Consider the following 20,462-nt stretch of genomic DNA (forward strand, 5'->3'; position numbering starts at 1 on the left):
GTACGGCGGTTGTGGCCGCCCGGCCGGGTCAGGCGTGTTGTTCGCCGAGGTAGCCGGCGATGATCCGGGACTGGTCGGCCCTCAGTTCCTGGGCCGTGGCGTGCGCGGTGATTTCGCCGTGGGACAGGACGTAGCCGCGGTCGGCCATGTCGAGGGCGAGGCCGACGTGCTGTTCGACGAGCAGCACCCCGCAGCCGGTGTCGTCGGCATAGCGCCTGACTATGGGCAGCAACTCCTCGACGATGATGGGTGCCAGGCCGAGGCTGAGTTCGTCGAGCAGGAGCAGCTTGGGGCCGCGGGCCAGGGCTCGTCCCATGGCGAGCATCTGCTGCTCGCCGCCGGAGAGCAGGCCTGCCTTGCGGTCCTGGAGGCGGGCCAGGGCGGGGAAGTAACGTTGGGCGGCCGCCTGGTCCAGGCGCTCGCCCCGGTGACCGAGGCGCAGGTGTTCCGCCACCGTGAGGCCGGAGAAGATGCCTCGTCCTTCCGGAACGTGGGCGATGCCGAGGCGGGCGCGGGTCGCTGCCGGGATCCTGCCGAGGTCCGTTCCGTTGAAAGTGATCGTGCCGGCGAGGGGGCGCAGCAGCGCGGAGACGGCCTTGAGCGTGGTGGTCTTCCCCGCTCCGTTGGCCCCGAGGAGGGCGACGACCTCTCCCGCGCCCACTTGGAGGTCGATGCCGCGGATGACGGGGGCTCCGTCGTATCCGGCAGTGAGTCCGGCCACCTTCAGGACTGGGGTACTCATGGTGTCTCCGGTGTGGTGGTGAGGGCCTTGGCGGAGCCACCGGTCGAAGTGCCGGACGCGGTGGCAGGCTCGACGGTGGATGCCCCGAGGTAGGCGGCGACGACGGCGGGGTCGGTTCGGACCTGTGCCGGCGTCCCGGCGGCGATCACCTTGCCGAACTCCAGGACGACGACGTGGTCGCAGATGCCCATCACGAGGCTCATGTCGTGGTCGATGAGGAGCAGCGCGGTGCCGGCGTCGGCGACCGTGCGCAGTCTGCGTCCGAGTTCGGCGCTCTCAGTCGTGTCCAGGCCGGCCGCGGGTTCGTCGAGACAGATGATGCGGGGCCGGGCTGCCAAGGCCCGTGCCACCCCGACGAGTTTGCGTCTGCCCTGCGACAGTTCGTGTGCCGAGGCGTCGGCCAGGTCCTCGAGTCCCAGGGCCGCAAGGGCCTGAGGGACAGCGGGGTTCGGGGACGGGCGGCGGCCGAAGGTCTCGCCGAGTGCGGTCCACCACGTCGAAGGGTCCGCCGTGACCTGGAGGTTCTCCGCGACCGTGAGGTCTTCGAAGAGTTCGCTGCTCTGGAAGGTACGGGCGAGTCCTCGGCGGGCTCGTATATGGGGCGGCCGTCCGGTCAGGTCCTTGCCGTCCAGTTCCACCCTTCCTCGGGCGGCGACGAGGCCGGTGACCGCGTCCACGAAGGTGGTCTTGCCGGCCCCGTTGGGGCCGATGAGCCCCACGAGTTGGCCCTCGCCGACCTCCAGGGAGACATCGCTGAGTGCGTGGACGCCGCCGTAGCTGACGCCCAACTGCTGGACAGAGAGCACGTTCACGGTGCGACCTCCTTGGCGTCGGCAGTGGTACGGCCGAGGTGGATATGTGGGGAGCCGACGGTGGATGCGTTGTCGGCCGGTGGTCCCGTCGTGGCCGCCGCGCGTCTCGCCCTCTTCGCCGTCCTCCGGCGGTGGGCGGCGCCCGCGATGCCGTCGGGGTTGGCGATCAGCGTCACGATCAGGGAGACGCCGCCGAAGAGCAGGGCCCAAGTCCCCTTGATCCCGAACCACTTGTCCAGCGCGTGGGGCAGCAGCGCCTCGGTGGACATCAGCCCCGCGATCACGGCTCCGGACACCATGGTGATGCCGCCGATGTAGGCGAAACCGATCAGGCCGAGGGCGGCCAGCGCGGTGAACCGGGCGGCGCTGACCGAGCCGAAGTTGTAGCCGTAGAGGGTGCCGGCGGCGCTGGCGATGAAGGAACTGATCGCGAACGCGGCGATCTTCACGGCCCGCACGTCGACACCGGCTGCCGCGGCGGCGCGCTCGTTGGAGCGGACGGCGAGCATCCGCCGGCCGAGTCCGGTGCGCCTGAGATGGGCGACGTACAGCCCGAGGGCGACAGTGACGGCCAGGACGAGGAAGCCGAACATGGGGCTGGGTTCGTTGCCGTCCAGGCCGCGGAAGTCCGCTTTCGGTCCGAGGTCGTTCCCGAACAGGCGCGGCGGGGGTATGGACACTCCGGCCGTTCCGCCGAACCAGGTGTTGTTGAACAGTGCCTGTTCCATGGCCAGGGCCGCGGCCAGGGTGACGACTGCCAGGCTCACACCCCGCACCCGCAGGGCGGAGACGCCCGCGGCCACTCCGAGCAGTGTGGCCAGCACCATCGCGCCGAGGGCGGAGAACGGGAACGGGATCCCCCACCCGATCGAGAGGTGGGAGAGGACGAAGCCCGCGGTTCCGGAGAGCGCGAGCTGCATCACGGAGATCTGTCCCACGTAGCCGGTGATGACGACGTAGGACAGGACGATGACCATGCCGATCATCGAGTTCGTGAGTGCCTGGCGGAAGTCGAACGGCAGCACTATCAGTGCGACGACGGCGACCGTGGCGGCCATCAAGGCGGGACGTAGCAGCCGCTCGGGCAGGGGCACCGCGGGCAGCCGCTTTTCGACGAGTTCACCGCGGCGCGGCAGGCCGGCGCCGCGCACGTACAGGGCGACGACCATCAGGGCGAAGACGAGGAGCTGCTGGAGCCCGGGCATGGCGTTGCCGTTGTCGGTCGGGAACCAGCTCTGCGTGGACAGGTAGTACACGATCGACTGGAGCACTCCGATGAGGATGCCCGTGGTGCAGGCGATCCACAGCGAGGTGAACCCGGCGAAGAGGGCGGCGGCCAGGGCCGGGACCACCTGCAGGGGGAGCGTCATGGAGTCGACCTGGACGATGGGCGCGGCCAGGACACCGAGCAGCCCGGCGACCAGGGCGGCCAGGAGTGTGTTGGCCATCGAGACGCTGTTGGGTGACAGGCCTGCCAGAAGAGCGGCCTGTTCGTTCTCCGAGGCCGCGCGGGTGGCCAGGCCGAAGCGGCTCCACCGGTACAGGGCCCCGAGGACCAGGGCGATCACGACGACCAGTCCGGCCAGGATGAAGCGGTCGGAGGGTGTGGTGACGCCCAGGATGGTGACGGTGTCGGCCGGAAGGATGCTCGGTGCCTGCTGCGGCTGCACCCCGAAGACCAGGAGCACGGTGGCCTGCAGGGTGAGCAGGATGCCGAGGGAGGCCGCGAGTTTGGCCAGGGGTGAGACGGTTCGCAGCGGCTTGAAGACCGCCACCTCCGTGAGCACTCCGACGGCGAGCGCGACCGCGAGGGCCCCGGCGAGAGCGGGCCCGACGGGCAGCGTGAACCCGAAGAAGCCGGTGGTCAGGGCCCAGAAGGCATAGGCCGAGGCCATGGCGACGGCGCCGGTGGACAGGTTGATGATGCCCGAGCCCCGGTAGGTGACCACGACGCCGAGCGCGATGCCGGCGATCAGTGCCCCCTGACCGAGGCCGAGCACGGAGAAGAGCAGGATCTGTTCCAATTCATGACTCCTGTCATGGGTCCGCAAATCCGCGAGTCCGCGAGTCCGCGAGTCCGCGAGTCCGCGCTGCTGAGGCTGCGTCCTGCGAGGGCGTGCAGCCTCAACGGCGGTGGTGGCGGGGGCGGGCGGGGCTCACTGGGGCGGGCGGATCCAGTCGGTCAGGGGCTTGAACTGGCCCTTGCCTTCGTACTGGTAGAACCTCGCCTGGTCGTTGCAGACGGCGGGGGCGTCCGGGTACTTGCCGCACTTGACCTCGGCGGCGCCCATGATGACCGGCCCGGTGAACTTCTTGAGCTGCTCGGTCACCGACGCGGGAGTGATCTTGTCAGGGCCGATGGCGTTGAGCACCTTCGCGTACGTCAGGACCGTGCTCCAGCCCAGCGGCGCGAAGACCTTGGACTGGTCGTCCTTGTCCAGCCCCGCCTGCGCCGAGGCCTTCAGGAACGCCTTGGAGTCGGCGGCCGAGGAGTCCATCGGCAGCGTCTGGGCGACGCCGTATGTCCAGGTGGGCAGGTCCCCTCCGAGCCCCTGGGCGACATCGGGGGACATGCACAGTGGCGTGGAGACCACCGGCTTGGTGACATTGAGCTGCTTCAGTGCCTTGGCGATCCCGACGCATCCGCCACCGATGGAGATGGGCACCACGACATCCGCGGTGTTCGCCCCGGCTGCGGTGACCGGGCCGATCAGATCGGTGGACTGCGCGTCGAATCCGACGGACTTCACTTTCAGACCGGCGGCTTCCAGGCCCTTCACCGCTGCCCCGGAGGCGATCTTGTCGCCAGGCGTGTTCGTGTGGATCACCGCCGCGGTTTTCGCCTTCAGCACATCACGGGCGTACGTGCCCCAGGTACCGAAGATGTGCGGCAGGTCGCCGAACGTGCTGAAGGTGTTCTTCGCGGTGGGCATGGTCGGGCCCGTCGCCACTCCGACCAGCACGGGCTTCTTCCCCGCGATCACGGAGTTGAAGGAGGCATCTCCGAGGTAGAGGTTGCCCGCACCGATGGCGGAGACTTCTTTGTCGCCGAGCAGTTGCTGGCCGCACTTCTGCCCCTCCTCCTCGGCGGACACCACCGTGCAGACGTTCAGCTTCAGAGGGTGCCCGCCGATGCCGCCCATCCTGTCGTTGACGTACTTCACGGCGGCACGGGCACCCAGGGTGGCTTCGGGGTTGCCGCCGGGGCCGCCCTCGACGTTCACCCAACCCAGGGTGACCGGTTCGAGGCCGGCGTCGGCCTTGCCCGCCTTTCCGCCGACGTAGCCGAGGTAGTCGGTCACGACGTCACTCGCCGGGCGGGAGTCCGCACTCGCGGAGGAGCCACCCCCGGAGGCGCCGGTCGATGAGGATGCGTTGGTGCCCGATCCGCTGCATGCGGCGATGCCCAGCAGGGGCGCCATGGCGGCGGAGACGAGGCCGAGTCTTAGGGGGCGTGAGGTTGCGGGCATGCGGGATCCTCCAGGATCGGAAAACGGCAGGGCGGTGCCCGGGACGGCATGCGGGGAGAGCACGGAAGGCAGAAGGAAGGCAGGACGGTGCACCCGGGGTGACCGGTGCCTCGGACCAGCCCGAGGAACTTCGAAAGGCCAGGTGATCGGCACTTTCGAGTTTCGTAACTTTCTTACGGATCGGGAATCTAGGTGTACGATTGCGCTCTGTCAACGCCCCGGTTCACACCGAATTAACGATCATGCAATGGGAGGGAAGGACATGACGGCGCACGCCGTGAGACGCAGGCTCCCTCGGCGCTCACCCGAAGAGACCCGGGCCCTCATGCTGGAAGCGGCCACCAAGCTCGTCTGCGCCGGCGCCTTTGACACGAGCGAGGCGGCCGTCTCCGCAGCCCTTGCTCATATCCGCGTCAAGCGGGTCACCGAGGAAGCCACCCGCATCATGCGGGAGAGGCTGGGCGACGACACGGCACCGGCGATCACGACCGGATCCATCTACCAGATCTGGCCCGCGCAGGCCGACTTCCAGGCAGATCTCCTCTTCCACCTCACCAGCCGACAGGCCGAACTGGTCCCGGGGTTGCCGGAGAGCATCCGCCGTTTCAAGGAGGCGGTCGACAGCGGTACGACCTGGCAGGAGGCTCTCAACGACGTCCTGACGGACAACCACGAGAACCACCGCGTGGACCCGATCTACCGCGTACTGCTCGGCTTCTACGCCAGCGCCGCCAACCCGCGCGTCCGCGACGCCCTGGGGCACTACGGCGAGTCGTTCAGCGAGGTCGCCTGCGAGGCGTACCAGACGCTGCTGGACGCCTACGGGCTACGCATGCGCGCGCCCTACAAGGTCGAACACCTCGCCACCACCATCGCCGCCCTGCTCGACGGCTTCCATATGCGCTGGATCGCCGGACACCCCAACCTGGAGGACCCGGAAGGAGAAGACGGCTGGTCCCTCGCCACCCGGGCCGCCGTGATGGTGTTCGACCAGTTCACCGAGCCGGCGTAGGTGGGTTCGCACGCCGGAGTCGATGGTCTGCGCGCCAACTGGGTGTCGGGCGCCAACCTGTTCGACTTCCAGGCGAAGTTGCTGCTCGGGCGCAATGGCAACACGGGCACGGTTACTGTCAGCCTCGACCGTCTCGACACCACCTCCGTGGTGAAGAACGGCCGGGCCCGCGTACGGCCTTGGAGCAGGCGGCCATGGAAGGCGGCGGTGAAGCTCCAGCGACCGCAGGGCGGAACACACCCAGGCGGCTTGGCTCCCGCAGGCAACCCCGAAGAGTGCTGACCCCTCATACCAGTCGAACCACCGTGGTGCTCGGGGAGGAGCGTCCGTTGGCCCGTCAGTGGTCTCGCCGGAAGTTTGTGGTCTACTCGCTCGCGGCATCCACTCTGACCGTAGCCGCGCCGCTCGGCTGTGACGCGGCGACGGCGGAACGCGCCGAGCCCACCGCGGCCACGACGCGCCGACCGTCCGACGTCCTGGTGACCGGCACCGACGGGGAGATGCTGGTCCTCGAAGTCACCGAAGCCAACAAGGTCGTCGTACGACTGCCGCGTGTCGAGGTTGGCCAGGGCGTCACCACCGCGGTCGCCATGATGATCGCCGAGGAGCTGGATGCCCGGCTCGCCGACGTCGACATCCCGCTCGCCGACGCCCGTGCCAAGGGCAACCAGTTCACGGGCGGTTCGAGCTCGGTGAGTTCGCTGTACGGTCCGGCCCGTGCGCTGGCCGCCTTGGCGCGTGCCAAGCTGGTGACCGCGGCGGCCAGGCGCTGGAACCTTCCCGCGCGGTCCCTGCGCACCCGGAACACGAAGGTGATCGCACCGGACGGGCGTTCGGCCACCTTCGGTTCACTGACCGCGAGCGCCGCCCGGATCCGTCGGCCGGCCGTGTCGAGCAAACCCAAGCTCGCGTCCCGGCACCGGGTGATCGGGCGGCCGACAACCCGGTTCGACGCCCTGGACATCGTCACCGGCAAGGCTGAGTACGCCGGGGACTTGGCGGTGGCCGGAGCCAAACCGACCGTGATGGCCCGGCCGCCGACGCTCGGCGGGAAGCTCGTCTCGGTCGACTCCCGGGTCGCACGCGCGATGCCGGGCGTCCACGCCGTCGTCAAGGTCGCCGGTGGGGTCGCCGTGGTGGCAGAGTCTTTCCACCACGCCTTCAAGGCGAGGGACGCCCTGCGGATCACCTGGGCACCGGGGCCTCTCGCCTCGCTCTCCGATGTCGCGATCCGCTCGCGGCTGTGGGCCGCCGTCCCACGGCTCGGAAACCCGCCGCGCGGATCGGCGCAGACGGAGGGCGAGTTCGAGTTCGCCTTCGTCAGCCACGCCCCCATGGAGGTGCTGACCGCGGTGGCGGACGTTCTTCTGCCAGCCGGGCCAGATCATGGCCGCGGCGGCCCTGCTGAAGAAGACGCCCCAACCGACGGACGCCGACATCGCCGACATCGAGAACGTCTGCCGCTGCGGTACTTACTCCCGGATCCGCGAAGCGATCAAGAAGGCTGCGGCGAACGGCTGACGGCCGGCCACGGGGGTCAGGGCGTCGTTTTCGGCGGTGTCATGGACTTGCTCCGCCGTGGGTGCCCCGGCACCCCGAGCCGACTGGTGCTCCTCTCAGGGCTCTCGGCCGCCTGCCCTCACACTCCCGAGGCCCCGGCGCCGGCCATCACCCAGGTGCTGCACTCCGCCGCGCAGCCGGCCTGACACATCCGGCGGAGGCACTGCCCCGAGTGCCGGACGCACGGCGTCCCGAGTACCGAGCGGAGGTTCTGTGCGTTGGAAGGAGCTCCATGACGCTGATGGTGCCGTAGGCGTCGGACGGCGGTGAGGGCTTGGGCTGTGGATTCCTGGTCAGTGATGTCCACGGCGAAGCTGCGTGCGCCGAAGCCCTCAGGTAACGCCTGGTCGGCTGCTCAGGGCGCCACCGCGCGGCCCGTCTGCGGGGAGATCGCGCCGGCGCACAGACCGCGGGCGGCCAGCCCCTGTGCGATGCGAGGGATCGCGACCAGCGTGTTGGCGGCCCAGTCGTGCATGAGGATGATCTGACCGTTGGTAAGCCGCCCGGCGGCCTGCACGATCGCATCCGTACTGGCGCCGTTCCAGTCCTGCGAGTCCACGTTCCAGATGATCTCGGTCAGACCGTACTTGGCCGCCACCGCCTTGACCGTCGAGTTGGTCTCGCCGTACGGCGGCCGGAACAGTTTCGGCGTGCCGCCGCCCGCGGCCGCGATGGCCTGCTGGGTTCGGGAGATCTCCGAGTCGATCTGCGACTGGCCGAGCCGGGTCAGATGCGGGTGGGTGTAACTGTGGTTGCCGACCCACATGCCAGCCGCCGTCTGGGCCTTGACCTGGGCCGGGTAGGCGGCGGCGTGCTGCCCCTCGTTGAACATGGTCGCCCGCAGCCCGTTCCGCTGCAGCGCGCCCAGCAGGGCGGGCGTGTTCCCGGAGGGGCCGTCGTCGAAGGTGAGTCCGACGTATCCGTTGCAGCCGGCGGCCTGCGCAGGGCCGGCGTGGACGGTGAGGGTACTGGTGGCGGCCAGCGCCAGCGCGGCCAGGGTCGTCGCCAAGGGGCGTGTGGTCGGACGCGGTCGGGCGGTGCTCATCCCGCCACCGTGATGTTGGAGTTCCCGCTGCTCTGGTAACCCTCGGTCGCAAGGATCATGTAATACCTGAAGTCGCCGAGGCGCATCCCTGCGCGGGCCCAGGCGTCGAAGTGGTTGCCGGTGGTGATGGTGCCGCCCGTCCGCTTCGACTGCCGCACGCTCCAGTACTGGTTGAAGGTCCTGATGCCTTCGACGGACGGCGCGTTGTACCGCGTCGTCTGGTAGATGTCGTACGTGCCGCCGTCGCTGCTGACAGCGCCCTTGTACGTGCCCGTTGGCCGGTAGGTGCCCCAGTTGTCGACGACGTAGTACTCGACGAGCGGGTTCGACGTCCACCCGTAGAGGCACAGGTAGCCGTTGCCGGAGGGATTGAAGGTGCCCGAGTACCTCACGGTCCTGCGTGAGCCGTTGCTCCAGCCCTTGCCGGCGACGAAGTTCCCGGTGTTTCTCCAGCTCGTGCTGTAGTTGCCGCCGGAGTCCAGAGTCATGGAGACCGTGCCCTGCGCGTCGGTCCAGAACGAATAGTAGAAGCCGTTGTGGGTGCCGGTCTGGTTCGTGTTGATGACCGTGGCGGCGCGGGCGGTACCGGGTAGGGCCAGCGCCGACGCGGCGCCCAACAGCATGGCGCAGGCGGCCCTGCGGGTCGTCGGGTGTGCGGGTACGAGGTCCATGCGAGGGCTCCTTCTCTCTTCTCCGGGAGGTGGGTCGCAGTGTTGGCCTGCTCTCGTCAAGTGTCAATACTTTCGGTATCAGTTACGAAATATTTCGAAGACTTCAAGCGTTTAATAGAGGGTTTTTGGTCGCCGATCAGAGGGTGCTTGGGAGAAAATTCGAGGGCCTGGGCTTCGAATGTTTCGAAGAGTCTCCGGGCAGATCCGAGGTCGCACCGCACAGTCTGCGGAACGCGGCTCACGAACCCGTATCGGCGGGAGCAAGACCAGATTCCAATCGTGATCTTGGTTGTCGTCGCCATCGGTGGCGTCGCGGTAAACACCCGCTTTTCCAGCCAGGGTTCGGCACGTCCTCCGGCGCACCCGGCGGCTCATGACCCTGTGCCTGGCCGTGACGATGATGCTGGGGGCCCTGCTGGGGCCGCCGGGAGTAACTCACAAGCGCCGCACCCAAGGTGCGGTGACCGCAGGCGCGCTTGTCCTGCTCATCGCCTGGAACTTCATCTACTTCTTCCCGATCTGCACGGGCCTGACGATTCCGTATCCCAGCTGGCACACCCGAATGTGGCTCGACACCTGGATCTGAACTCCGTCCTCGCGGTCTCCCATCGGTGTCGCACCGTGGCTCACCCGGAACGTACGACAGGCCCGCGGCCGCACCTCGCCAGATCGAAGCTGCCTTGAGTTCCTCGGGCCTGCTGCGAAGCTCAGGCGTCTCGGCCTTCAGCAGGACTGTTGCCCTCCCGCTCACCCTGAAGGGCGGGCGGCGGGGCCGTGGTTCCTCGTGGGATCAGGTGTGTGGGCAGGACGATGTGCCGGCTGAGGTCCGCGTCGGAGTCGTTGATGAGTTCCAGGGCGAGTTCGGCGGCGATACGGCCCATGTCGGAGGGGGACTGGGCCACGGTGGACAGGTCGAGCCATTCGGCCATCAGTTGGTCGTCGAAGCCGAGGACGGAGATCCGTTCGGGCACCTCGATCTGGACGGTGCGCAGGCTCAGGATGAGGGAGGCGGCGAGATCGTCCTGCTCGGCGAAGATCGCTGTGGGTGGTTCGCGCAGGCTCAGCAGGTTGCCGACGGCCTGGGTGGTGCCGCGTTTGTCGCGTGGCGGCGTGGTGACGACCAGGTCGTCGTCGAGGGGGATGCCCGCCTCGGTGAGCGCCTGCTGGTAGCCGAGGAGGCGATCGCGTGAACTGAAGCTGAAGCCGCGGGCGTTGACGGTGTGCGCGAAGGCGATCCGGCGGTGTCCGAGGTTGATCAGGTGGCGGGTGGCCTTGCAGGCGGCGGCGACGTCGTCGACGTAGACGCTGGGGCGGCCCTCGACGTGCTGGCTGATGTAGATGACCGGCATGCCCAGCTCGTCGAGGCGGGCGGTCTCCTCCTTGTTGAGGTCGAAGCAGAAGACCAGCAGCGCGTCCGCGTTGCGCCGGGCGGGGAGCCGCTCGAAGAACGCGGCCCGCTCGGCCAGGTCGGGCACCACGTAGACGGTCATCTCCATGCCCGCGCCGCGCAGCAGCGGGCCCAGGCTGGAGAGCGCCGCTCCCATGAACCACGAGTCGAGCGTCGGCACGAGCACCGCCATGACGCCGGTCCGACCGGTCACCAGGCTCGACGCCTGCCGCGAGATCGCGAAGTTCAGCTCACGGGCGGCCTTCTCGACCCGCTCACGGATCTGCGGCGAGACCGATGTCAGGCCACGCATGGTGCGCGAGACGGTGGACGGGGAGACCCCCGCCCGTTCGGCGACGTCGGCCAACGTGGGGTGCCGCTGAGCTGGTGACATGAGCGGAAGTTAACACAGTTTGAGCCTCCAGCGGGACCCCTCGTGACAGCGCTGTCTCAGCGGCTTTCGAGGAAGGCATGCCTGTTACACCCAGTACAGAGAGGGCGAGAGTTGCGTAAAGCATCCTCGCTGCTGCGACGTTACGCATTGACTTCCAGTAAGTGCACTCCTACGGTGCAAGCGTTGTCTCAGCGGAGTCGAAGTCGTCACTTCGAAGTCACCCTTCGATGCTTTGAACTGCGCTTTTGATCTACAGAACCCAATGACAGCACAGTCTCGCAACAGAGCCATCCCAGAGGCATCTCGGCAGCTGCTCCCTACCGGGCGACCACGCCGAGACTTCGGTTCCGCACGTCCAGGAGAGACAGTGAACGCCAGAACCACCAGAGCCCTTCAGTGCTCGGCCGTGCTCGTCGCCGCCGGGCTCGTCCTCACCGCCTGCGGCTCCTCCGACGACAGCAGCTCCTCGGAGAAGTCCCCGTCGTTCTCGGGCCGCGGCCCCATCACGTTCGCGGCCGCCAAGGACAGCTCCGGCGTCGTCCAGAAGGTGATCGACAGCTGGAACAAGGAACACCCCAAGGAGAAGGTCACGTTCATACAGCTGCCGGCGGACGTGAACCAGCAGCGCCAGCAGATGATCCAGAACGCCGAGACGAAGTCCGACGCCTACACGGTGCTTTGGCTGGACGCGGTGTGGACCTCCGAGTTCGCCGCCCACCAGTGGATCGACCAGCTGCCTGCCGCGCAGTTCCCGCTGGACAAGATGCTCAAGCCGGTGGTGGAGACGGCCAAGTACCGCGACAGCCTGTACGCGGTCCCGCATCACTCCGACGGCGGCGTGTCGTACTACCGCTCCGACCTGCTGAAGAAGGCCGGCGTCAGCGCCCCGCCGGCCACCTGGGCGGAGATGAAGGCCGCCTGCGCCAAGGTCGAGAAGCTGCCCGAGGCCAAGGACATGGACTGCTACGCCGGCCAGTTCCAGAAGTACGAGGGCCTCACGGTCAACTTCTCCGAGGCCGTGAACTCCGCCGGCGGTGTCATCACCGACGCCAACGGCAAGCCGAACGTCGACACCCCCGAGGCCAAGAAGGGCCTGGACTTCCTCGTCGACTCCTTCAAGGACGGCACCATCCCCAAGGAGGCCATCACCTACCAGGAAGAGGAAGGCCGCCAGGCGTTCCAGTCCGGCAAGCTGGTCTTCCTGCGCAACTGGCCGTACGTATACGCCCAGGCCGAGAAGAGCAAGGTCGCGGGCAAGTTCGCGGTCGCGCCGCTGCCCGGCCTGAACGGGGCCGGCTCCTCCACCCTGGGCGGCCACAACGTGGCCCTGTCCTCCTTCGCCAAGAACAAGGCCACGGCGCTGGACTTCATGAAGTTCTTCACCAGCCAGGACAGCGCGAGCACGTTCCTCAAGGACGCTTCCATGGCACCGCCGTACGACGCCCTCTATGGCGACCAGGCGATGGTCAAGCAGTACCCGTACCTCGCCGCGCTGAAGGAGTCGATCCTCAACGCCGTGCCCCGCCCCCAGGTGGTCCAGTACGGCGACGCGACCTCCGCGATCCAGCAGGAGGCGTACGCCGCCCTGAACGGTGACAAGTCCAGCGCACAGGCGCTGAAGGACCTGCAGTCCGAGCTGCAGAAGCTCGCGACGAAGTGAGGAGGAGGCCGTGGTGGACGCCAAGACCCCACCCGACACGGCCGCGGCACGGCCGTCTGGTGCGGCAGACCGCCGCACCAGACGGCCCGCCGCGCCGGTGAACCCCCGAGGCAGGCAGAAACGGGCAACTGCAGGCTCCGGCCGGATGGCGGCCCTGCTGGTGTCCCCGACCCTGCTGGTGCTGACCGTCGTCGTGCTCTACCCGACGATCATGGCCCTGCGGGAATCGCTGTACGGGGCCAAGGGACTGGACCCGGACACCGGCTTCATCAGCGACACCGAGCCGTTCGTCGGACTGCAGAACTACGCCGACATCTTCGGCGAGGCCGGCGACCGGTTCTGGAACGCCTTCTGGAACACCACCTTCTTCACCGTCGTCACGGTGGGACTGGAGACGGTGATCGGTGTCGCCATGGCGCTGATCATGCACAAGGCGTTCCAGGGCCGCGCCCTGGTGCGGGCCAGCATCCTCATCCCCTGGGCGGTTCCCACGGCCATCTCTGGCCTGCTGTGGCGGTGGATCTTCAACAGCGACGGCATCGCCAACGCGCTGATCGGCCACCAGGTCCTGTGGACCACCGAGGGCTTCCACGCCAAGATCGCCGTCATCATCGCCGAGGTGTGGAAAACCGCCCCCTTCATCGGGCTGCTCGTCCTGGCCGGCCTGCAGGTGATCGGCAAGGAGGTCTACGAGGCGGCCCGCATGGACGGGGCGAGCCCCGTGCGCCAGTTCTGGCACATCACCCTGCCGCTGGTGAAGCCCGCCCTGCTGGTGGCGGTCCTCTTCCGCTGCCTGGACGCACTGCGGATGTTCGACCTGCCCTACCTCCTCGTCGGCGCCCAGAAGAACTCGGTGGAAACCCTGTCCATGCTCGCGCAGAACGAGGCGTCCAACGTCCGCTTCGGACCGGCCGCCGCCTACGCGGTGATCCTCTTCCTCTACGTCTTCCTCATCGCCCTGGGATTCGTACGACTGCTGGGCGCGGACGTCGTCGGAGACGGCGCCGGCACCGCACGCAAGTCCAAGCGCAAGGGCAGGCTCCGGCGCGCCCCGGCGCCCGGCGGTGCGGAGGTGCCAGCATGACCACTACAGCGAACACGACCACCAAGACGACCATGACCACCCCGGCGAAGTGGCGAACCTGGCTGGTGTACGCGGGAGTTGCCCTGGTCGTGGCCTACTGCCTGGCCCCCTTCTACTGGATGCTGGTCTCCAGCCTGCGCCGCACCTCCGACATCTTCGACACCACACTGCTGCCCTCCCCGGTGTCGTTCGACAACTACCGGGCGGTGTTCGACCCCTCCCAGGGCTTCGGCCGCGCCCTGCTCAACAGCCTGATCGTCTCCGGCATCACCACCGTCCTGGCGTTGCTGCTGGCCACGTTCACCGCCTACGCCATGGCCCGGCTGGAGTTCCGCTTCAAGCGGCTGATCCTCACCCTGATCATCGCCACCTCGATGTTCCCGGTGGTGTCGATCGTGGTCCCGCTGCTGAAGCTGTTCACCGACATCGGCTGGATCAACACCTACCAGGCGATGATCGTGCCGAGCATGTCCTTCGCCCTGCCGCTGGCGGTGTGGAACCTGACCACGTTCTTCCGGCAGATGCCCGACGAACTGGAACAGGCCGCCATGATCGACGGCTGCACCCGCGGCCAGGCATTCCGCAAGATCATCGTTCCGCTCGCCGCACCGGGCATCTTCACCACCGCGATCATCACCTTCATCGCCGCCTGGAACGAGTTCCTCATCGCCCTGTCGATGACCAACCGGCCCAGCATCCAGACCGCGCCGGTCGCCATCTCCAAGTTCGCCGGCGCCACCCAGTTCGACGTCCCCTTCGGCAGCCAGATGGCCGCGGGCGTCCTGGTCACCATCCCCCTGGTGATCATGGTGCTCCTCTTCCAGCGCCGCATCGTCGCCGGACTCACCGCGGGCGCGGCCAAGTAGTCCCCAGGCGTGGCCGGGTAACCACCGGTCGCCGTATTTCCCCCACTCACAAAGGATCCTTCAGCCCCATGTCCCCCACCACGCCCTGGTGGCGCAGTGCCGTCATCTACCAGGTCTACATCCGCAGCTTCGCCGACGGGAACGGCGACGGAGTCGGCGACATCGCAGGTCTGCGCTCCCGGCTCCCGTACCTCAAGTCGCTCGGCGTGGACGCCGTCTGGGTGACCCCCTGGTACAAGTCTCCGATGGCGGACGGCGGTTACGACGTGGCCGACTTCCGCGCCATCGACCCGCTGTTCGGCACGGTCGCCGAGGCCGAGCAGTTCATCGAGGAAGCCCACGAGTACGGGATCCGCGTCATCCCCGACATCGTCCCGAACCACACCTCCGACCAGTACGCCTGGTTCCGGGAAGCACTGGCCGCCGGCCCCGGCAGCCCGGAACGCGACCGCTACATCTTCCGGCCCGGCCGCGGCCCCGACGGCGCCGAGCCGCCCAACAACTGGGTCTCCTGCTTCGGCGGCCCCGCCTGGACCCGCCTGCCCGACGGCGACTGGTACCTCCACCTGTACGCCCCCGAACAGCCCGACCTCAACTGGCAACACCCCGACGTGCACGCCGAGTTCGAGTCCATCCTGCGGTTCTGGTTCAGCCGGGGCGTCGACGGCTTCCGCATCGACGTCGCCCACGGACTCGCCAAGGACCCCGAACTGCCCGACCTGCGGCCCGAGTCGGCGGGCGAGCAGACCCGGGAGTACGTCGCACACCCGCACTGGGACCGCGACGAGGTCCACGACATCTACCGCACCTGGCGCAAGGTCGCCGACGAGTTCGACGGCGACCGCGCCTTCGTCGCCGAAGCCTGGTCCGACACCTGGGCCGACACCCCCGAACGCCTCGCCGCCTACGTCCGCCCCGGCGGCCTGCACACCGCGTTCAACTTCGACTTCCTCATGGCCAGCTGGGACGCCAAGGACCTCCGCGCGGTCATCGACGACTCCCTCGCCATGCTCAGGGAGGTGGGCGCACCGGCCACCTGGGTTCTGTCCAACCATGACGTCATGCGCCACACCAGCCGCTACGCTCGCAGAACTGTCGCACGGTGGGTGCCCAACGAGCGCTACCAGCCCCAGGGCCCCGTCGACCTGGACCTCGGCACCCGCCGCGCCCGCGCCGCAGCCCTCCTGATGCTCGCCCTGCCCGGCGGCGCCTACATCTACCAGGGCGACGAACTCGGCCTGCCCCAAGTCGAGGAGCTGCCCGAGTCCGTCCTCCAGGACCCCATCTGGGAACGCTCCGGCCACACCGACCGAGGCCGCGACGGCTGCCGCGTCCCCCTCCCCTGGTCCGGGCAGGTGGCTCCGTTCGGTTTCAGTCCTGCAGGCGCTTCCGCCGAGCCGTGGCTGCCCCAGCCCGCCAACTGGGGTGAGCGCAGTGTGGAGGCACAGACCGGCGTCGAGACCTCGATGCTGGAGCTGTACCGCACCGCCCTCCGCCTACGCCGCGACCACCCAGCCCTCGGTGACGGCACCCTGACGTGGCTCGACGCCCCCGCAGGCATCCTCGCCTTCCACCGCGAACCCGGCTTCCTCTGTGTCGTCAACCTCTCGGATGAGGCGTACCAGCTGCCCGACCACATCGCGATCCTGCTGGCCAGCGGCTCCGTCGCGGACAGGCAGCTGGAACCCGAACACGCCGTCTGGCTCGCCAAGTAGCGTCCCTCGAATGGGGCCACGGCCCCCGCGATCGGCGGATTCAAGGGGTCGTCGCAACACGTCGGACCGGGACTCCAACAGCCGTCCAGCAGCGACTCGTCCCCACCGCGGTTAAACGGCACGGGACAACAAACGCTGCACCAAGGTAGAGCTACTACCTGGCCTGCCCCCGCAGGGCCAAGTGCTGTGAGCGGAAGGCTCTCCAGGGCCTCCCACTCTCGGAGCCCAGGCCCTCGACCAGGCCGAACGGCGAGGATCGGCAGTGCACGTCACCGTGGCAGTCTATGAGACGCCTAGGAGGCGAGGGAGACTGAGAGTTCCTCCAGCACCCCGGTCGCCACGGTCAGCTCTGGTACCTGCGCGGCCAACGTCCGTCTGTCGGCGCTGTGTACGTACACCGTGTTGTAGCAGGGGCGCTCACCCTCGCCCGTCGGGAATGGCAGCCCGTCGATCCGCCAGTCGCCGCCCCACGGCAGATGCCCGCCCTCCCGGTCGTACACCCCCTCGCGCGTCAGCGTCAGCTCACCCAACCGCACCGTGCCCTCCCGGTCGAACATCTCGCGGATTCGCCGCACGATCCGCTCGCGGGTGCGGTCCACGATCACGGCTGACAGCTCCTCCTGCTGGGGTGATCCGCTGAGCGCCAGCCGGTCTTCCGTGCCCTCCAGGGCCAGCTCGCAGAGGGCGGGTAGGGTCCGTGCCCCGACGCCGGGGAGGGTCCGCCCAGGGACGGTGAACTCCCGGCGATGCCATACGGCTCGTATGGCATCCCAGGGGATCACGAGCCGCCCGGTGTCGGTCGCGACCACAAATCCGTCCGTGTACGCCAGGTATTCGGGGCTCCCGTCACGCGGCCGCGAGGGAGAGAATGAGCGCTCCAGAACACCCGGGTCCGGCCGGTCGCCGCCATACAATTCCAGCATTGAGCCGCTCAGTTCGCCCGCGTCCTCGTACGCGGGCGCGGGCGGCGGCCCGCCCAGGGGGTTGAGCAGCGGCTGGTGTGCTCGCTGCTGCGCCTCGAGGGCGCGCTGTCCCCGGTGCCGGGCGATGGCGCCGACGACCATCGCCGCGCCCATGGCGATCAGCGCCGTCCCGGCAGCAGCCTGGAACTGGGCCCCGACCCAGCCCCCGACAGCCACCAGCAACGTACCGACGATGACAAACCCGACCACCATCAGGCACCCCCGTGGCTCTGAGGGTCGGGCGTCGACGGCAGGCTTGCCGGCGCTTCGCCGTCATGGGAGCGGTGTCCAGCGTGCCAGTCCTCTTCTTCTGGATCTTCGGAGTACTGCTCGCTGAGTGCCCTGATGGTTATCACTGCTAGAGATCTTTAACGACGCGGGTTACGCAGCAAGATGCCCCCGACCGAAAGGTCGGAGGCATCTCATCGAGACCTACCTGCGGACGCAGCCCGGAACGTCGACGATCTCGAATGCGAGGCGCTGTGCCGGCCAGGGTGCCCACCACTCGGCCGCCCGAGGTGTCCAGACGATTAGAGCGACGTGCAATGTTGGCATCCGTTTGGTTGAGACAGTACTTCTCCCTCCAGGCATTCCATGCTTAGAGTGTTGCTCTAATGTGAGTGAAGCGAGGAGGTGCCCGCGGCATGAGGCTGACTCCCACGGAGCGTGATCGGCTGCTGCTCTTCGGAGCTGCCGAGCTGGCTCGCGCTCGCCGTGCCCGCGGTCTGCGGCTCAATGTGCCGGAGGCGACCGCCTTGATCGCGGACGCCGTCTGCGAGGCCGCCCGCGACGGTGTCCGGCTCGTGGAGGCCGTCGAGCGCGGCCGATCCGTGCTCGGCCCGGACGATGTGCTGCCGGGTGTCGCGGACGTCGTCACCGAGGTGCACGTCGAGGCGGTGTTCGACGACGGGTCGCGGCTCGCGGTCGTGAGCGACCCGATCGGCGGGAGTCTCGGTGAGCGGGCTCCGGGCGCGCTGCTGCCGGGGCCCGAGCACGCCGAGCCCGAGGCGGTCGTACGGCTGGCGGTCATCAACACCGCCACCGTGCCGGTCTCCGTCACCTCCCACTTCCACTTCTTCGAGGCCAACCCGCGGCTCGACTTCGCACGGGAGAGGGCCTACGGGATGCGGCTCGCCGTACCCGCCGGGTCGTCCGTGCGGTTCGGGCCGGGGGAGAGCTTCGAGGTCGGGCTGGTGCCCATCGGGGGCGACCGGGTCGCCATCGGGTTCGCCGGTCTGGTCGACGGGGCACTGGACGCGCCCGGCGCCCGCGAGGAGGCACTGCGCCGCGCCGCCGCCTGCGGCTACCTCGGCATACCGGAGACACCTGATCAGGAGGTCGAGCGATGAGCCGCCCAGGAGGCCACCCCGCAGCGGCCCGCCGCCTCGGCCCGTACGAGTACGCCGCCACCCACGGCCCGCGCGCGGGCGACCGGATCCGGCTGGGCGACTCCGGCCTGACGATCCGCGTCGAGTCCGACTCCCAGCGCTACGGCGACGAGTTCCTCGCCGGGTTCGGCAAGACCGCCCGCGACGGGCTGCACCTCAAGGCGGCCGCCGTCCGGGAGACCTGTGACCTGGTCATCAGCAACGTCGTCGTGATCGACGCGGCGCTGGGGATCCGTAAGGTCTCCATCGGCGTCAGGGAAGGCCGGATCTGCTCGGTCGGGCGGGCCGGGAACCCCGACACCCTCGACGGGGTCGACGTCGTGGTGGGCACCGGGACCTCGATCGTGTCCGGTGAGGGGCTCATCGCGACCGCCGGAGCCGTCGACACCCACGTCCACCTGCTGTCGCCGCGGATCATGGAAGCCTCGCTCGCCTCCGGCGTCACCACGATCATCGGGCAGGAGTTCGGGCCCGTATGGGGCGTCGGGGTCAACTCGCCGTGGGCGCTGCGGCACGCGTTCAACGCCTTCGACGCGTGGCCGGTCAACATCGGCTTCCTCGGCCGGGGTTCGTCCTCGCACGAAGCGCCCCTGATCGAGGCGCTCGCCGAGGGCGGCGCGTCCGGCTTCAAGGTGCACGAGGACATGGGCGCCCACACGCGCGCCCTGGACACCGCCCTGCGTGTCGCCGAGGAACACGACGTCCAAGTCGCCCTGCACAGCGACGGGTTGAACGAGTGTCTGTCGGTCGAGGACACACTGAGGGTCCTGGACGGGCGCACCATCCATGCCTTTCACATCGAGGGCTGCGGCGGCGGACACGTACCGAACGTGCTGAAGATGGCCGGCGTCCCGAACGTCATCGGCTCCTCCACCAACCCCACCCTCCCCTTCGGCCGGGACGCCGTCGCCGAGCACTACGACATGATCGTCTCCGCCCACGGCCTCAAGACCGACCTGCCCGGCGACGCCGCCATGGCCCGCGACCGCATCCGCGCCGGGACCATGGGCGCCGAGGACGTGCTGCACGACCTGGGCGCCATCGGCATCACGTCGTCGGACGCGCAGGGGATGGGGCGGGCCGGCGAGACCGTCCGCCGTACGTTCGCGATGGCCGGGAAGATGAAGGCCGAGTTCGGCGCCCCGGACGAGGACCACGACAACGAGCGCGTCCTGCGCTACATGGCCAAGCTGACGATCAACCCGGCCATCGCACACGGCCTCGCGCACGAAGTGGGGTCGATCGAGGTCGGCAAGCTCGCCGACATCGTGCTGTGGCGGCCGGAGTACTTCGGCGCCAAGCCGCAGCTGGTGCTCAAGTCCGGCTTCCCGGCGTACGGCGTGGTCGGCGACCCGAACGCCGCCACCGAAACCTGCGAACCCCTCGTCCTCGGCCCGCAGTTGGGGGCCCACGGCGCCACGCCCGCCGACATCTCGGTCGCCTTCGTCGCCCAGGCGGCCGTCGACCAGGGCGACGACTCGATGCCGACCCGACGCCGCAGGGTCGCCGTACGGGGCACGCGCGGCATCGGGCCGGCCGACCTGCGCCTCAACTCCCGTACCGGAGCGGTCGATGTGGACCAGCGCACGGGGCTGGTCACGCTCGACGGAGAGCCGGTGCGCTCCGAACCGGCCGAGTCCGTCTCCCTCAACCGCCTGTACTTCCTCTAAGGACGTAAGGACGTAAGGACGCTT

16 protein-coding genes and 3 pseudogenes are annotated in these 20,462 nt (G+C 68.7%); 11 read left to right on the forward strand and 8 right to left on the reverse strand.

The genetic code is table 11. From position 1 onward, the window contains the following. Positions 1-28: 28 nt before the first annotated feature. The 4 genes from OHT21_RS32455 to OHT21_RS32470 all read right to left on the reverse strand — a co-directional run bounded on the left by OHT21_RS32455 (position 29) and on the right by OHT21_RS32470 (position 5,024). Positions 29-742, reverse strand: coding sequence for an ABC transporter ATP-binding protein (locus tag OHT21_RS32455; protein WP_328771822.1), 714 nt, complete (start codon positions 740-742; stop codon positions 29-31). After that, on the reverse strand, positions 739-1,554 hold the full coding sequence (locus tag OHT21_RS32460) for an ABC transporter ATP-binding protein (protein ID WP_328771823.1): 816 nt from the start codon (positions 1,552-1,554) through the stop codon (positions 739-741). The genes OHT21_RS32455 and OHT21_RS32460 overlap by 4 nt, the downstream gene beginning before the upstream one ends. After that, positions 1,551-3,578, reverse strand: a complete 2,028-nt coding sequence (locus OHT21_RS32465; RefSeq protein WP_328771824.1) for a branched-chain amino acid ABC transporter permease — start codon at positions 3,576-3,578, stop codon at positions 1,551-1,553. Before OHT21_RS32465 ends, OHT21_RS32460 begins: the two co-directional genes overlap by 4 nt. 132 nt (positions 3,579-3,710) lie before the next feature. Continuing rightward, on the reverse strand, positions 3,711-5,024 hold the full coding sequence (locus tag OHT21_RS32470; protein WP_328771825.1) for an ABC transporter substrate-binding protein: 1,314 nt from the start codon (positions 5,022-5,024) through the stop codon (positions 3,711-3,713). 262 nt (positions 5,025-5,286) lie between these two features. On the opposite strand from OHT21_RS32470, the gene OHT21_RS32475 reads away from it, so the two are divergent. The 4 genes and pseudogenes from OHT21_RS32475 to OHT21_RS32490 all read left to right on the forward strand — a co-directional run. Then, complete coding sequence (locus tag OHT21_RS32475; protein WP_328771826.1) at positions 5,287-6,036, forward strand: hypothetical protein; 750 nt, start codon at positions 5,287-5,289, stop codon at positions 6,034-6,036. Continuing rightward, positions 6,037-6,318 (forward strand): hypothetical protein, encoded by a 282-nt coding sequence (locus OHT21_RS32480; RefSeq protein WP_328771827.1) that lies wholly within the window; start codon positions 6,037-6,039, stop codon positions 6,316-6,318. Positions 6,319-6,536: 218 nt separating this feature from the next. Then, positions 6,537-6,908: pseudogene (locus tag OHT21_RS32485) on the forward strand (molybdopterin cofactor-binding domain-containing protein); the annotation flags it as partial. A 493-nt stretch (positions 6,909-7,401) separates the two neighbouring features. After that, positions 7,402-7,557: pseudogene (locus OHT21_RS32490) on the forward strand (2Fe-2S iron-sulfur cluster-binding protein); the annotation flags it as partial. A 394-nt stretch (positions 7,558-7,951) separates the two neighbouring features. Here OHT21_RS32490 and OHT21_RS32495 read toward each other — a convergent pair. Together OHT21_RS32495 and OHT21_RS32500 are read right to left on the reverse strand one after the other, a co-directional pair. Beyond that, a complete protein-coding gene (locus tag OHT21_RS32495) occupies positions 7,952-8,641 on the reverse strand; it encodes a polysaccharide deacetylase family protein (RefSeq protein WP_328771828.1) in 690 nt (229 codons plus the stop codon). Further along, a complete protein-coding gene (locus OHT21_RS32500) occupies positions 8,638-9,312 on the reverse strand; it encodes a glycoside hydrolase family 11 protein (RefSeq protein ID WP_328771829.1) in 675 nt (224 codons plus the stop codon). Before OHT21_RS32500 ends, OHT21_RS32495 begins: the two co-directional genes overlap by 4 nt. 379 nt (positions 9,313-9,691) lie before the next feature. Here OHT21_RS32500 and OHT21_RS32505 point away from each other — a divergent pair. Then, positions 9,692-9,898, forward strand: a pseudogene (locus tag OHT21_RS32505) (phospholipid carrier-dependent glycosyltransferase); the annotation flags it as partial. A gap of 121 nt (positions 9,899-10,019) precedes the next feature. On the opposite strand, the gene OHT21_RS32510 reads toward OHT21_RS32505, so the two are convergent. Continuing rightward, positions 10,020-11,093, reverse strand: a complete 1,074-nt coding sequence (locus tag OHT21_RS32510; RefSeq protein ID WP_328771830.1) for a LacI family DNA-binding transcriptional regulator — start codon at positions 11,091-11,093, stop codon at positions 10,020-10,022. Between the two features lie 367 nt (positions 11,094-11,460). On the opposite strand from OHT21_RS32510, the gene OHT21_RS32515 reads away from it, so the two are divergent. The 4 genes from OHT21_RS32515 (at position 11,461) to OHT21_RS32530 (ending at position 16,418) form a co-directional block, all read left to right on the forward strand. Beyond that, on the forward strand, positions 11,461-12,753 hold the full coding sequence (locus OHT21_RS32515) for an ABC transporter substrate-binding protein (protein WP_328771831.1): 1,293 nt from the start codon (positions 11,461-11,463) through the stop codon (positions 12,751-12,753). Between the two features lie 10 nt (positions 12,754-12,763). Beyond that, entirely contained in the window at positions 12,764-13,837 is a 1,074-nt protein-coding gene (locus OHT21_RS32520; protein WP_328771832.1) for a carbohydrate ABC transporter permease, read from the forward strand. Beyond that, positions 13,834-14,703: a carbohydrate ABC transporter permease gene (locus tag OHT21_RS32525; RefSeq protein WP_281399426.1), complete on the forward strand. Its 870-nt coding sequence runs from the start codon at positions 13,834-13,836 to the stop codon at positions 14,701-14,703. The genes OHT21_RS32520 and OHT21_RS32525 overlap by 4 nt, the downstream gene beginning before the upstream one ends. A 68-nt stretch (positions 14,704-14,771) precedes the next feature. After that, entirely contained in the window at positions 14,772-16,418 is a 1,647-nt protein-coding gene (locus OHT21_RS32530) for a glycoside hydrolase family 13 protein (RefSeq protein WP_328771833.1), read from the forward strand. A 293-nt stretch (positions 16,419-16,711) separates the two neighbouring features. Here the strand turns inward: OHT21_RS32530 and OHT21_RS32535 are convergent, their stop codons facing one another. Then, on the reverse strand, positions 16,712-17,593 hold the full coding sequence (locus OHT21_RS32535) for a hypothetical protein (protein ID WP_328771834.1): 882 nt from the start codon (positions 17,591-17,593) through the stop codon (positions 16,712-16,714). A gap of 431 nt (positions 17,594-18,024) precedes the next feature. Here OHT21_RS32535 and ureA point away from each other — a divergent pair, with 431 nt between their 5' ends. After that, entirely contained in the window at positions 18,025-18,729 is a 705-nt protein-coding gene (gene ureA, locus OHT21_RS32540) for an urease subunit gamma (RefSeq protein ID WP_328771835.1), read from the forward strand. Further along, positions 18,726-20,438, forward strand: coding sequence for an urease subunit alpha (locus OHT21_RS32545; RefSeq protein ID WP_328771836.1), 1,713 nt, complete (start codon positions 18,726-18,728; stop codon positions 20,436-20,438). The genes ureA and OHT21_RS32545 overlap by 4 nt, the downstream gene beginning before the upstream one ends. The last annotated feature ends 24 nt before the right edge of the window (positions 20,439-20,462 follow it).

This window comes from Streptomyces sp. NBC_00286, assembly GCF_036173125.1.
In the GTDB taxonomy this organism is placed as follows: domain Bacteria; phylum Actinomycetota; class Actinomycetes; order Streptomycetales; family Streptomycetaceae; genus Streptomyces.